At 63.6% G+C, this 13575-nt stretch carries 13 protein-coding genes; 3 read left to right on the top strand and 10 right to left on the bottom strand.

The features are described 5' to 3' along the window. Nucleotides 1-2: 2 nt before the first annotated feature. The 3 genes from AC1D10_RS00065 to AC1D10_RS00055 all read right to left on the bottom strand — a co-directional run bounded on the left by AC1D10_RS00065 (nucleotide 3) and on the right by AC1D10_RS00055 (nucleotide 3771). Nucleotides 3-1157, bottom strand: coding sequence for a carbohydrate ABC transporter permease (locus tag AC1D10_RS00065; protein WP_477267986.1), 1155 nt, complete (start codon nucleotides 1155-1157; stop codon nucleotides 3-5). Nucleotide 1158: 1 nt separating this feature from the next. Then, nucleotides 1159-2172, bottom strand: a complete 1014-nt coding sequence (locus tag AC1D10_RS00060) for a carbohydrate ABC transporter permease (RefSeq protein WP_477267983.1) — start codon at nucleotides 2170-2172, stop codon at nucleotides 1159-1161. Between the two features lie 243 nt (nucleotides 2173-2415). Continuing rightward, the gene (locus tag AC1D10_RS00055) at nucleotides 2416-3771 is read right to left on the bottom strand and encodes an ABC transporter substrate-binding protein (protein WP_477267981.1); all 1356 of its coding nucleotides are present in this window, start codon (nucleotides 3769-3771) and stop codon (nucleotides 2416-2418) included. A gap of 363 nt (nucleotides 3772-4134) precedes the next feature. On the opposite strand from AC1D10_RS00055, the gene AC1D10_RS00050 reads away from it, so the two are divergent. Beyond that, nucleotides 4135-5157 (top strand): substrate-binding domain-containing protein, encoded by a 1023-nt coding sequence (locus AC1D10_RS00050; protein WP_477267979.1) that lies wholly within the window; start codon nucleotides 4135-4137, stop codon nucleotides 5155-5157. Between the two features lie 192 nt (nucleotides 5158-5349). Here the strand turns inward: AC1D10_RS00050 and AC1D10_RS00045 are convergent, their stop codons facing one another. Continuing rightward, nucleotides 5350-6594: a flavin-containing monooxygenase gene (locus tag AC1D10_RS00045; RefSeq protein WP_477269772.1), complete on the bottom strand. Its 1245-nt coding sequence runs from the start codon at nucleotides 6592-6594 to the stop codon at nucleotides 5350-5352. On the opposite strand from AC1D10_RS00045, the gene AC1D10_RS00040 reads away from it, so the two are divergent. Beyond that, a complete protein-coding gene (locus AC1D10_RS00040; protein WP_477269878.1) occupies nucleotides 6523-6867 on the top strand; it encodes a hypothetical protein in 345 nt (114 codons plus the stop codon). The genes AC1D10_RS00045 and AC1D10_RS00040 overlap by 72 nt on opposite strands. On the opposite strand, the gene AC1D10_RS00035 is transcribed toward AC1D10_RS00040, so the two are convergent. Next, nucleotides 6851-7759: a LysR family transcriptional regulator gene (locus AC1D10_RS00035; RefSeq protein WP_477267977.1), complete on the bottom strand. Its 909-nt coding sequence runs from the start codon at nucleotides 7757-7759 to the stop codon at nucleotides 6851-6853. The two genes, AC1D10_RS00040 and AC1D10_RS00035, sit on opposite strands and share 17 nt — an antisense overlap. A 200-nt stretch (nucleotides 7760-7959) precedes the next feature. On the opposite strand from AC1D10_RS00035, the gene AC1D10_RS00030 reads away from it, so the two are divergent. Beyond that, nucleotides 7960-8454, top strand: coding sequence for a hypothetical protein (locus AC1D10_RS00030; protein ID WP_477267975.1), 495 nt, complete (start codon nucleotides 7960-7962; stop codon nucleotides 8452-8454). A gap of 11 nt (nucleotides 8455-8465) precedes the next feature. Here AC1D10_RS00030 and AC1D10_RS00025 read toward each other — a convergent pair whose 3' ends face one another. The 5 genes from AC1D10_RS00025 to AC1D10_RS00005 form a co-directional block, all read right to left on the bottom strand. Beyond that, on the bottom strand, nucleotides 8466-9905 hold the full coding sequence (locus AC1D10_RS00025; RefSeq protein WP_477267973.1) for a S8 family serine peptidase: 1440 nt from the start codon (nucleotides 9903-9905) through the stop codon (nucleotides 8466-8468). Next, nucleotides 9895-10560, bottom strand: a complete 666-nt coding sequence (locus AC1D10_RS00020; protein ID WP_477267971.1) for an anti-sigma factor — start codon at nucleotides 10558-10560, stop codon at nucleotides 9895-9897. Before AC1D10_RS00020 ends, AC1D10_RS00025 begins: the two co-directional genes overlap by 11 nt. Then, the gene (locus AC1D10_RS00015) at nucleotides 10557-11123 is read right to left on the bottom strand and encodes a sigma-70 family RNA polymerase sigma factor (protein WP_095084313.1); all 567 of its coding nucleotides are present in this window, start codon (nucleotides 11121-11123) and stop codon (nucleotides 10557-10559) included. Before AC1D10_RS00015 ends, AC1D10_RS00020 begins: the two co-directional genes overlap by 4 nt. 179 nt (nucleotides 11124-11302) lie before the next feature. Then, complete coding sequence (locus AC1D10_RS00010) at nucleotides 11303-12142, bottom strand: alkaline phosphatase family protein (RefSeq protein ID WP_477267969.1); 840 nt, start codon at nucleotides 12140-12142, stop codon at nucleotides 11303-11305. A 125-nt stretch (nucleotides 12143-12267) separates the two neighbouring features. Continuing rightward, nucleotides 12268-13575: ABC transporter ATP-binding protein (locus AC1D10_RS00005; protein ID WP_477267967.1), on the bottom strand; the 1308-nt coding region annotated here is incomplete at its 5' end.

Genomic DNA, 13575 nt, shown 5'->3' with positions numbered 1-13575 from the left:
TCTCAGCCTCCTTTCACCGAGCCGGCAAGCAGCCCGCGGACAAAATAGCGCTGCAGCGAGAAGAACACGATCAGCGGCACGATGATGGTCACGAAAGCCGATGTCGTCAGGATCTCCCAGTCGCCGCCGCGGGAGCCCAGCAGCGCGTTGAGCTTGGCGGTCAGCACGATCTGGTCTGCCTCCGTACCCAGGAAAACCATCGCCACCAGCAGATCGTTCCATACCCACAGGAATTGGAAGATGGCAAACGAAGCCAGCACCGGGAACGACAGCGGCAGCACGATCTTGACGAAGATCTCGAAATCGCTGGCGCCGTCGATGCGTGCCGATTCCATAATTTCACGCGGCAGGCCGGCAATGTAGCTGCGCAGCAGGTAGATGGCGAAGGGCAGGCCGAAGCCGGTATGCGCCAGCCAGATGCCGAGATAGGTTTTCGACGGCATGCCGAAGAAAGCGCCGACGCCGTTGTAGAGCTTCAACAGCGGGATCAGCGACATCTGCAGCGGCACCACCAGCAGGCCGATGATGACTGCAATCAACAGCGCCCGGCCGGGAAAGCGCATCCAGGCCAGCGCATAGGCTGCAAAGGCGGCGATCAGGATCGGGATGACTGTCGCCGGGATGGTGACCGTCAGCGAATTCATGAACGATCGTCCGATGCCTTCCGAAAACAGCACGGTCTTGTAGTTGTCGGTGGTGAATTTGGGCGGTGCCGACGAGGCATAGTAGACGCGCTGGCCGCGATCGCCTTCGAAAGCCTTGGGCGACTGCATGACGAAACTGCCGTCGGCGTTGAGCTGCAGGGTCACGCCGTCGCCGAGATCGGCTGACGTGCCGGCGGGATATTGCGTCGGTGCCGCCGATTTGACGCCGAAGGCGCTGATGTTGCGGTGAGCATCGTCGCCGAAGATATTGCCTTGAAGGACGAACTTGCCGTCCTTTTCGACTTGCGTCGAGGCGGCCGGCAGCCGGCCGGCTTCCGTCTGGGTGGAACTGGAGAACGAATTCCACCAGCCCGAGGCGATGATCTGGTCCTTGTCGCGCAGCGACGACACCAGGATGCCGAGCGTCGGCATGGTCCAGATGGCGACGAAGATGAAGACGGCAATGTGGACACCAAAGCGGCTGGCGAAGGAATTTCCGGTCGCAACGGCCATCTCAATGTCCTCCCGTCTCTTTGTTCGCCTGGCGGATGTTCCAGACCATGATCGGAATGACCGCGATCATGATGATGATGGCGATGGTGGCGCCGCGGCCGAAATCGCCGCCGCCACGGAACATCCAGTCGAACATTAGATTGGCCAGCACCTGGCTGTTCCACTGGCCGTTGGTCATGGTCAGCACGATGTCGAACACCTTGAGCACCAGAATGGTGATCGTCGTCCAGACGACGGCGATGGTGCCCCAGATCTGCGGCACCATGATCTTCCAGAAGATCTGGAACGGATTGGCGCCGTCGATGACGGCGGCTTCCAGCGTCTCTTCCGGGATGCCGCGCAAGGCGGAAGACAGGATGACCATGGCAAAGCCGGTCTGGATCCAGATCAGGATCACCATCAGGAAGAAATTGTTCCAGAACGGCAGCGATATCCAGACCTGCGGCTGGCCGCCGAAATGCTGGATGATGGCGTTGAGGATGCCGATCTGGGTCTGGCCCTCGCCACGATACTCGTAGATGAATTTCCAGATCACGCTGGCGCCGACGAAGGAGATCGCCAACGGCAGGAAGATCAGGCTCTTGGCGATCGTGCCCCACCAGATCTTGTCGGTGAGCACGGCGATGATCAGCCCGAGGAAGGTGCAGGCGGCCGGCACCACCGCCAGCCAGACAATGTTGTTGAGGATCGAGTTGCGGAACTCGCGATCGCCGAACGCCCATTCGTAGTTGGCGAAGCCGACGAAGTTTGTGCCGCCGCGATCGAGGAACGACAGCCTCAGCGTCTCGACCACCGGATAGATCAGGTAGATGGTCAGGATGATCATTGCCGGACCGACGAACAGCCATGGCCGGACCAGACCTTGCCGGCGCAGATTGTCGATGGCCGCGGCGCCGGCGACGCCGCGCGACGGGAATATCAGGTCGACCAGCTTGTTGGCGCCCCAGAAATAGGCGACGCAACCGCCGACCCCGACGATGATGACGAATATGGCCGAGAAAATCTGAGCCGCCATGGGTCCCTCCCCCTGCGCATGATCCGCCAAGGAATGACCTTGGTGACGGGACCAGGCACCGATTCAGTTGTTTGGAGCGTCATCGGCGGCGGAAACCTGTTCACATGCCGATCGCGCTTCATGTCTATGCGCTCATGGACGAAAGGCTACGGCGCGGGCCGCCGTCGGATCCGGGCCGGCAGGGCCCAGATCCAGTGCGAGAATGAAGCGCTCGGCCGTTCAGTCGCCGAGCCGGCCGGCTGCCTACTTGATGGCGTCCCAGCTCTTCTGGATGTCGGTCGCGACATCCTGCGCGGACTTGCCGCCGACCAGGTCGATCATGCCGGTCCAGAAGGCGCCGGCGCCGATCTTGCCCGGCATCAGGTCGGAACCGTCGAAGCGGAAGGTCGATGCATTGGCGAGGATTTCGCCCTGTTTCCGCAGCGCGTCGCTGGCATAGGCAGCCTTGTTGACACCCTTGAACGGCGTCACGAAACCGCCCTCGGCCATCCAGATCTCGTGAGCGAGCGGCATCTTCAGGAATTCGATGAAGGCGCGCGCGGACTTTGAGTCCTTGGTGATCATCGCCAGCGTACCGGCGCCGAGCACGGGCGTGCCCAGTTCAGGCTTGGAGGCATAGGGCGGGAAGTAGAAGAAGTCCGCATCCTGGCCGACCTTGGTGCCTTCCGGGAAGAAGGTCGGGATGAACGACGCCTGATGGTGCAGGTAGCATTTCGGCGGCACCGCGAAGAGGCCCTTCGGGCTGTCGCGGAAATCGGTCGCCGCAACCGCCTTGGCGCCGCCATCGACCATCTTGTCGTCGGTCGCGATCTTGCCGAAGATGTCGATGGCGTTGACCACCGCCGGATCATTGAACGGGATCTCGTTCTTCACCCACTTGTCGTAGACTTCCGGAGGCTGGGTACGCAGCATCAGGTCTTCGACCCAGTCGGTCGCCGGCCAGCCGGTTGCGCCGCCGGAGCCGAGGCCGATGCACCACGGCTTGCCACCGTCAGCGATAATCTTCTTTTCGAGATCAGCGAGTTCTTCCTGCGTCTTCGGCACCTTGTAGCCGGCTTCCTCGAAATTATCCGGCGAGTACCAGACCAGCGACTTCACGTCGGCCTTGTAGGGGAAGGCGAAGAAGCCAGGCTTGCCGTCCTTGTCCTTGAAGGTGCCGAGATCGACCCATGACTGGCCGGCGCCGTAATTGTCCTTGACCCATTTGGCGGTGTCGTCGCCGAGCGGCGTCAGCAGGCCCTTCGATGCCAGGTCCTGGATGAGGCCCGGCTGCGGCAGCACGGCGATGTTGGGCGGGCTGCCAGCCTGCGTGTCGATGACGATCTGCTGCTCGTAGTTCTCCGAGGAGGAGTATTTGATCTCGACGCCGGTGGCTTCCGAGAAATAGTCGAGAACGCCGCGCACGAGGCCTTCGTCCTCACCGCGCCACGGACCGAAGATCGTCAGCGTCTCGCCCTTGAGGTCGACTTTCTTGAGCTCTTCGTAGTTCGCCCAGTTGAAGCGCGGGTCCTCGCCCGGCTTGAACTTCAGTTCGGCCTGCGCGGGCGCGTTCAGGGCGAGCGTGGCAAACGCAGCACCCAGCAAAAGCATTTTCTTCATCGGTATTCCTCCCAGTGGGGTCACAAACACCGGACGGAACCTCCATTCCGCCCGCCGACGCTGCAGGACTGTGACTCAGTCAGAAAGGAACCGCAACCTTTCGAAGAGTCTTCCAAAGCGCTTTGGCTTTTTTGATCTCGCCATTGAATCGCTCGGAAGTCAAGAGGGTGACTGGCTAATCGATTTAAGTTTGGGCTTGTGACGCGCAAAAAGTGCGCTGCAGCATGCATTTATGGCAGTGCAGCAGTAATTTTTGTTTCAAACTCGTTCAAAGCGCGCCTATGCTCATCTTCATGTCGCTGCGTCTCCCGTGACGCCCAGATCCACTCGAATTAAAAGCGCTTTGAGGCGTGGAGGCCTCCTGTGAACCTCAAGCAGCTCGCCCATATGCTGGCGCTTTCGCAAACCACGGTAAGCCGTGCGCTGAACGGCTATCCCGAGGTCAACGAGGAAACGCGTCGGCGGGTGGTGGACGCCGCCAAGCGTCACGGCTATCGGCCCAACCCGAGCGCGCGCCGGCTGGCGACCGGCAAGACCGGCATGATCGGCTATGTCCTGCCGACCGGTGCGTCCGTCGACATCGATCCGCATTTCGTCGAATTCCTGTCCGGGCTCGGCGACTATGCCCGCTCGCATGAACTCGACCTGGTGCTGTCGCCGGCCGACGCCGACGACCAGGAAACGACCTACCGGCGTATCGTCGCCAACCGCCAGGTCGACGCCGTCTACATCTCCTCGCCGAGGCCCGCCGACCGCCGCGTGGCACTGGTCAACGCGCTCGGCATTCCCTTCATCGTCCATGGCCGCAGCGAAGGCTTCGATTTCGACTATCCTTTCACCGATATCGACAATGAGGGCGCCTTTCACGAAGCGGCCAGGCTTTTGATCCAGCTCGGCCACCGGCGGCTGGCGCTGATCAACGGTGACGACCGCGAGACCTTTGCCATCCATCGCGAGCGCGGCGTGCGCCGGGCGCTGGCGGCAAGCGGGCTGGCACTGGGCGACCGCCATGTCTGCTCGGTGGTCATGACCGAGGAGAACGGCTATCGCGCCACCAGGCGTTTGCTGGAGGAGGGCGACCCGCCAACGGCGATCGCCTGCTCCAGCCTGATCATGGCGCTCGGCGTCGTGCGCGCGGTGCGCGACCTCGGCCTGACCATTCCAGGCGACGTGTCGCTGATCGCCCATGACGACGTCTTCCCCTGGCTGCGGCCGGAGAATTTTTCGGTGCCGCTGTCGACGACGCGCTCGTCGATCCGACTGGCCGGCGCGCGTGTCGCCGAGCGGCTGGCAGCACGAATTTCAGGGCTGGAGGAGGGCGCTCGTGGCGAGGTCTGGCCCGTCGACCTTGTGGTCAGGGGTTCGGTCGCCGGCGCGCCTGCCTAAGAGCAATTCGAGGAAAACTTTGAGACGGGTTCCGTCCGGAATTGCGTCAAAACAAAGAGATAGAGCGGTCGCGGTTTCGACCCAAATGCGAATGCAAACGTGCACAAATGCCATGTGCTCCGCGGGAACCGGGTCGAGACGCGGCAGTGCTCGTCTGGGCGGTTTAGAAGCTTCTCGACTGTGTCCAGCCCGTCACGAGCGCCCCACGATGTGTTCGACAAGGCGATGTGCCTCCTCGGCAATCGCCAATATTGTGCCTGATTTGCGCGTGGAGGCGAAATCCAACCCGGCGAAGTAGATGCCTGGCAGCGCGGCCACGCCATCCGCATGAATGGGCTGTCCCCCCGAGTCGAGCATGCCCGGGAGATTCACCCAGCTGAAATCGCCCCGGAAGCCAGTGCACCACACCAAGGTCGTGATGCCGGACTCGGCAACACCAAGAGAACGCACGGTCGGATTCGGCAGCTGTGCTGTGACAGTCTCCGCTGGATCGGGTTCCGAAACGGGGGCGTCGATTCCAGAGCGGCTGATATACTCGTCGATATAGCGTTTGACGTTGGCGGAGGCTTCATCCGCAAAACGAACATGTGCTTCGAGATCGTCGGCGAACAAGAGACGACCGCCTTCCTCGGCGCCTGTGAACCGGCCAAGCAGCACGATACCTCGGGCGCTGAGAGCTTGGAGGCTTAACGTGTATTCTGCCCCAAGCAGACCACGAGCTGGAATGCGTCCCGTAAGTCGAATGATTTCCTCTCGACGCACGTCGAGAAACCCGCTTTCGACGAGCCAGATCATGATGTCGCGACCTCGGTAGCGGCGTGAGAGCCGTCCGACCTGGCCGGTGGCAAGGAAGACTGTTCGGCCTGCTTCTACCAACTCGTCCGCGATCTGGGCACCCGACTGCCCGCTTCCGACCACCAGCACCCCTCCGGCCGGGAGATGGGCGGCGCTGCGGTAATCCGAAGCGTCGATCTGCCGGAGGCTCGGCGGCAACGCAGCGGCCCAAGGAGGGCGCACCGGACAGTTCATATTGCCGCTTGCGATCACCACATTCCGCGCCAAAAGTGTCCCGCGTGAGGTGGTTAGCCTATACTCGCCATTCTCTTGCCCGCCAGCGAGTTCGGTCACCGTAGTGTCCGGTTCGACCGGGAGCCCGTTCCGTTTGGTGAAATCCTCAAGGAGAGCGACGAACTGGTTGCGCGTCAGGGCACCGAACGGATCTGTCCCGTCATAGGAGTCGCCTGGCATGACGGTCTGGACGTTGGGGGTATTCATCCGGAAAGAATCCCACCGCTGTGTGCGCCAGGTCTCTCCAATGCGGCCTCTCTCCAGTATGCTATGGCGCAGGCCTCGCCGTGCCAGCGCATGGCTGACGCCCAGGCCGGCCCAGCCGGCCCCGACGACCACCGCATCAAGGACAATGGCGTTACTCGTCATGTGCCGCACGCCCTGATGCCAGGACTGTTGAAGCGCTTCGAGGCGGGCACGGTGCACGATGAACGTGACGCCTTCGCCAGCAGCCAACCTTCGAGACAGCGGTCAATGCTGCCTGAACCGATCACCGCGATCCGCATGGTCTCCCCCGGGGACGAGGGGCAAGATAACACCGCTGTCGGCTCACGCCACGATCAAAATCTCGTCCGACACCGGCAGTGGCGAAACCACTGCAAGGAAGAGCCGGGGTTCCGGCATCTCAGGCCGCGGATTTGAGGTGATCGATGAAGGCGCGCAGCTTAGGCAACACCTGGCGCTTGCCGGGATGATAGAGGAAGACGCCCGGCGTCGTGGCGGCGACGCCGTCCAGCACCGGCTCGAGTTTTCCTTCGGCGATCGGACCTTTGGCGACGGGTCGAGGCGTCTGCGCCAGCCCGACGCCCTGCATGGCAGCCCCGAGCAATGTCGGATAGTCGTGTGCGATCAGCGGACCCGAGACCATCGCCTCGATCGCGCCGTTGCCGTCGACGAAGGCCCAGGGCGCAATGGCACCGTTCGAACGGCGCAAGCGCAGGCAGGCATGGTTGCGCAAGTCGTCGACACGTTCGGGGCGGCCGTGGCGCTCGAGATAATCAGGGCTGCCGACGACCACGAACGAGAGCGGCGGAGTGAGCCGCACCGCGACCATGTCGGTCGCGATGAACTGGCCGAGGCGGATGCCGGCATCGAACCCGCCGGTCGCGAGATCGACCATCTCGTCGCTCGCGGCGATCTCCAGTTCGATCTCGGGATAGGCTCGGCAGAACGATGCGATCATCGGCTCCAGGATCAACGGCACGACGGCGCGCGGCACGGACAGGCGCAGCAGGCCGGCCGGCCGTTGGCCGACGTCACGTACGGCCTCGCCGGCCGCGACGAGCTCCTCGAAAGCAGGGCCGGCACGGTCGAGGAAGCGCTGGCCGGGCTCGGTCAGGCCGACGCTCCGCGTCGTGCGGACGAACAACGCCGTGCCCATGCGCGCTTCCAGCGCGCGCACCGCCTGGCTCACGGCGGATGGCGTCACGCCGAGGTCCGCGGCGGCACGGCGGAAGTTGCGATGTCTGGCGACAGCCAGGAACGCCTCGACGCCCTCCAGCGCACCGTGTCGGACTGTGTAGTTCTGCTTCATGGGTCGTTGTGATTACAGCGGATAGTCGAATTATGGAAGCGGGCTTAGGTATTCGAATGAAGCTCGCAGACACCTTGCAGTGATCGATGGAGTTGACGGTGTGCGCGGCCACCAATCGCGCGACCGGCCTGCCAGAGCGGCTGCCTGCGTCCCGAGCGCGGTGTTCGAGGCCGCGTGACCATCTGTCGAAAGGAGGCCAAATGTCCACGGAAATCCTGTTCGAAACCCACCTCGTTCTGGGCTATGTCGCGTGGCTGCTTTGCCTCAGTGCATACGGTCTGCCGTGGCTGAGCTCGATGGACCGGGTCGCGGCGCATCGCGCCATTGCCACGCTGCACAGCTTCCGCTTCTTCGGGCTCGTCTTCATCCTTCCGGGCGTCGTGAGCCCAGATCTGCCCGCCGGCTTCGCCGTATTCGCCGCCTTTGGCGACTTCGCAACAGGGGTGCTGGCCATGCTGGCGTTGCTCACGGTGAGGATACGCCAGCTCTTCTGGCCGTTCGTCGTCGCCTTCAACCTCGTCGGGACCGTCGACCTCATCCTCGACTATTACCACGCCATCCAGGTCGGCCTTCCCCAACGCGCTGGGGAACTGGGCGCTACCTACGCGATCCCGATCATCTACGTGCCGCTGCTGATGATCACGCACTTCGTCGCGTTCTATTTTCTGGTGCGTCCTCGGCAAACAGTGACGTGAGCTGTCGCGGACTACTCCTTCGCCGCCCCGGCCGCCTTTATGTCCAGCAGCCCAAAGCCGAAATCATTGTCGCGCCCCTTTGGGCCGAGATCTTTCGCCGTTGCCGCCAGCGCCTTCTCGATCTCGTCTGCCGTACGATCCGGTGCGGCATGGATGAGATTGGCGATGGCGCCGGTCACGATCGCCGCCGCGAACGAAGTGCCGGTGACCAGGTCCGAGCCGGCGCCGCTCGGTGCCACCATCTCGACGCCGGGCGCCGAGATGAAGACATAGGCGCCGCGATTGGCCTGCGGCATCAGCCCGTCCCTGGCATCGGTGGCGGTCACCGCGATGACGCCGTCGAAGGCGGCGGGGTAACCGTAGGGTGCCTTCGGCCCGTTGTTGCCGGCGGCCGCGACCAGCACGATGCCCAGCGCCCGTGCATTGCGGCAGGCGACGCCGAGCAGATCGTTCTTCGGCCCGACAAAGCTCATGTTGATGATGCGGACGTCCTGCTCCGCCGCCCAGTCAAGCGCCGACAGGATGACGTCCATCGTCGATTTGCCGCCCTCGAAGGCGCGGGCGTGGTAGATCCTGGCGCCCGGCGCCATGCCCTCCAGCGCACCGACGCCGGCGATCAGCCCGTCGACCGACGTCCCGTGATCGCGCTTTTCGATCGGCACGTCGGGCATGGCATCGAACTGCCCGGCAATGACGCCGGACAGCGCCGGATTGCTGTCATCGATGCCGGTATCGATCACCGCGATGCGGACGTTCTCGCCGCTGGCCTGTTTGGCGTCGAGGGCGATGCGGTCGAAGGCATAATTGACGATGCTGGCCGCCTGCTGAAGCGAATAGACATGGTTGGGCTCGCGCCGCTGGGTGCGGCCGTCAGCGGCCAATTGCGCCAGCACGACGCCGACGGGCCGGCCATCGGGAATGCCGAAGCGTACCAGCGTGGTACCGAGCAGTCGCGACTGCCGTTGCGAGCGCACCTCGAGGCCGAAGGACGCGGCGATCTGCTGCACGGCGCCGGCATCGCCATCGACGGTAACCAGCACCTCGTCGGGCACGAAATCGCCAACCACCGCGCGCGGTGGCTGAACGGCGATGAGATCGGTCGGCGATACGATCGGGCCACTTGGAGGGGGGCCGGCTTGATTGTTGGCAGGCGGCGTCGCCGGCTCCGGCAGTGGTGTTGGCATCGGTGCCGGGGGGGCGACCGGATTGGGGAACAGGTCGACGATCAGGGCCGGCAGGAAGACGGCGCCGGGTTGTGACGCGCCCGATCCGTTCTTTGCGGCGCTGCCGTCCTTGGCGCAGTCGGCTCCCGCCGCATTGCTCTCGTCGTTGCAGTCGATTTTCGTCTGGTCGGGATTGGCCGCGTTGGTCTGCGCCGACGCAGGCACGGCGGCGATTGTCATCGCCGCCGCCAGGATTGCCGCGAATCGAATGACCGCCTCAGCCGCCATCAACCGGTTTCCTTCCCTCGATCACAGTGTCGGTGAAAGGCTGGGCGGCAATAAGGCCAATCTGCTTGGTGTAGTCGGCTGCGTTGGCGGCGGGGATACCAAGCCGGAACACCCCGTCGGCGGTCGGTCCACCGATGATCTTCAGCCCGTTGCTGCCGAGAAAGCCGGAAACGTCCGACATCCTGGCATCCGGCTTGAACTTGACCAGGGCGAACGGCATTTTCGCCAGATCGTCTTCCGCACCCGCAATCTCGAAATCCCTGCCCTTGCCGCCCGGCTGAACGAACGACTGCACCACGATGAGCGCCAGCAGGACCGCGGCCGCCGCCCAGGCGACACCGACCGGCACCGCCATGAAGCGGCCCCAGGCCTGTGCCAGCCAGGAGCTTGCCGGCGCGCGGGCTGGCCCGGCTTCGGCGTCCAACGCCCTGGCGAAGCGGCTTAGCGCATCGGCCGGCGGCCGTATCGCTTCGTTGGCGGCTGTCGTGCCGGAGAACTCCGCTTCGGCTTCACCAAGGGCTGCCATCGCTGTGGGATCGCTGGCCAGCCATTCCTCAACGGCTTCCAGGTCCGAGCCTTCCAGCGAGCCATTCAGATAGAACGGCAGCAGCGTTTCCATTTCGTCGCGGCGCGACATCTTTTCAGCGGCACTCATGGCCACCCCCTGTCGTAACCGGCGGCCTTGAGGGCCTCGCCGAGTTTCTTGCGGGCGTAGAACATCCGGGTCTTGACGGTCGCGACCGGAATGCCGAGCACCTCGCCAATCTCGCCCACCGATTGCCCATGATAATAGGCAAGATCGATCACCGTGCGGTGCTCTTCTGGCAAGGCGTCGACGAAGCGCCGCAAGGCGGCAGCCTTGTCTTCCTTCATGGTGACGACTTCCGGCGTGTCGGCGCTGTCGGGCACCGCGGCGGCGGCCTCGTCGTCGATCCAGTCTTCCTTCTTCTTGCGCAACGAAGACAGCGCTTTGAACCGGGCGATACCGAGCAGCCATGTCGAGACTTCGGAGCGTCCCTCGAAGCCTGGCGCCTGCCGCCACAGTTCGAGGAACACTTCGTTGGCGATATCGTCAGCCATCATTTCCGATCCCGTCTGGCGCGCCACGAAGCGATAGACCCGCGCGTGGTGACGCATGAACAGGAGCCGCACGGCGGCACGGTCGCCCTTCGCGACCCGGTCGACAAGCGCGCGATCGGTCTCCGTCGCTGCCGTCATGGCCGGTCGAGCCGCCTGGCTCCTGTCTGCTCTGTCGCTGATAGGCCCAAGAAGGTTCATCCTCCGCCAAGGAATTTGGAGGCTAACCGAAGAGCGGGGCGGTTGCCAGCCTGGCGTAGGGCGAGCGATGCGGGTGCTTCGCGACAATCCATCTTCCCCTTAACGGGAAGGGAGTTCGCTCAGCTCAAGAACGGCTTCGCCTTCATCGTCGCCGGCACAGGCACGCCGAGGCGGCTCAGGATGGTCGGCGCCAGTTGCAATTGGTCGAGCAATGTGTCGGCCTGCGGTCCCTTGGCCGAACCGAAATAATACAGCGCGAAATCCTGCATCTCATCGTCCCGGCCACCATGGTGGCCACGATCGGTCTGGCCGTGGTCGGCGGTGACCATCACCTCGTAGCCGGCCTCGATCCAGCGCGGCAGGAAAGCAGCCAGCATGCCGTCCATCGCATACACGGCATGGTCCATCTCGTGGCAGTCATGGCCGAAGCGGTGGCCCATCGAGTCCAGCGTGCAGGTGTGCAGGATGCCGTAGTCGATGCCGTGGCGCCTGGTCAGCATGGTCAAAGTCGCGAACAGGTCGACGTCGCTCGGCGTCATCTGGTTGCGAAGATTGTAGCCGGTCATGGTGTGGAAACGGCCATGCGTGATCGGCCCGCCCGGCTCGTCGAATTCCATGTCCTCAACCATGTCGAACGGATAGCCGCGGAAGAATTCCGACCAGTAGGAATGGGTCACCGCGCCGGTTTTGCCGCCGGCCTTGCTGACTTCGGAGAAGATGTCGGGTTGTTCGACACGGAACCGGTTTTCGTTGGACAGGATGCCGTGCACCTGCGGCGAAACCCCGGTGTGGATCGAGGCGTAGCAGCAGGCCGAGGTCGACGGCAGCACGGAGCGCATCTTCCAGACGCTCGCCTCGCCCGATTGCACCCAGCCTTCGAGATTGCCCATCAGCCGGCGCCAGTTCCTGTAGGGCACTCCGTCAAGGATGATCAGCAAAAACTTGGTCTTGAGCGCCATGGGCGGCTCCTTGCAGTCTTGTCACAAGGGTAGGGATAAAGTCCGGGCCTGACCGCCAGGCTCGTCAGGCGTTAAGCCAGCACTCGCCTAGCGCATAACCGTTTCACACTCTTCCTGGAATTGCCCTAGTTCCCCGCGCTGGCCATGCGGCGTCCTTTGATCGCCTTTTCCAGCCAGCCGATCTCCATCTCGGGGACCGATGACAGGAGAAGGTCAGTATAGGCGTCGAAGGGCGGCGCCAGCACCTTGCTCTTCGGCCCATAGCGCACCACTTCGCCGCGATACATCACCGCGATCGAATCGGCGATCGACTTCACCGTGGCGAGGTCATGGGTGATGAACAGGTAGGCGACGCTCTCCTCCTTCTGCAGCTCAAGCAGCAGCTTCAGGATGCCATTGGCGACCAGCGGGTCGAGCGCCGAGGTCACCTCGTCGCAGATGATCAGCTTCGGCTTGGCGGCGAGCGAACGGGCGATGCAGACGCGCTGTTTCTGGCCGCCGGAAAGCTCGGCCGGGTAGCGGTCGGAAAAGCCCTTGCCCATCTCKATCTTGTCGAGCAGTTCGGCGACGCGYTTGTCGCGCTCGCGGCCGCGTATGCCGAAATAGAATTCGAGCGGCCGGCCGATGATGGTGCCGACGGTCTGGCGTGGGTTCATCGCCACGTCGGCCATCTGGTAGATCATCTGCAGCTGGCGCAGATCCTCCTTCGGCCGGTCGGCCAGCCGGTTTGCCAGCGGGCGYCCGTCGAAGGTGACKGTTCCCTCTTCGGGYGGCAAAAGCCCGGTKATGGCGCGCGCCAGCGTCGACTTGCCGGAGCCGGATTCGCCGACSACGGCCAGCGTCTGACCCGGATAGATGTCGACCGASACGTTCTTCAGCACCTTGATGTGGCTGCGGCCRTAGGCGGCGGTGACGTTCTTCACCGACAGGAACGGCATGGTGCCGGGATTCTGCTCGGCATGTTCGATCTCATGCACCGACACCAGCGCATTGGTGTATTCCTGGCGCGGTTCCTTGATGATCTGCCTTGTGCCGCCCCATTCGACCAGCCGGCCATGGCGCAGCACCATGATCTCGTCCGAGACCTGGGCGACGACGGCAAGGTCATGGGTGATGTAGAGCGCCGCCACATGGGTGTCGCGGATGGCATCCTTGATCGCCGCCAGCACGTCGATCTGCGTCGTCACGTCGAGCGCGGTGGTCGGCTCGTCGAAGACGATCAGATCCGGCTCGGAGCAAAGTGCCATCGCCGTCATCACGCGCTGCAACTGGCCGCCCGAGACCTGGTGCGGAAAGCGTTCGCCGATGGTTTCGGGGTTCGGCAGGCTGAGCTTCTTGAACAGCGCAACGGCGCGCTTCTCGGCCTCGGCACGCGTCGCCGTACCGTGCAGCAGCGTGGCTTCCACCACCTGGTCCATAAGCTTGTGCGCCCC

It is taken from the genome of Mesorhizobium sp. P2_A8 (assembly GCF_056404935.1).
This window is presented reverse-complemented; position numbering and strand designations above follow the sequence as displayed.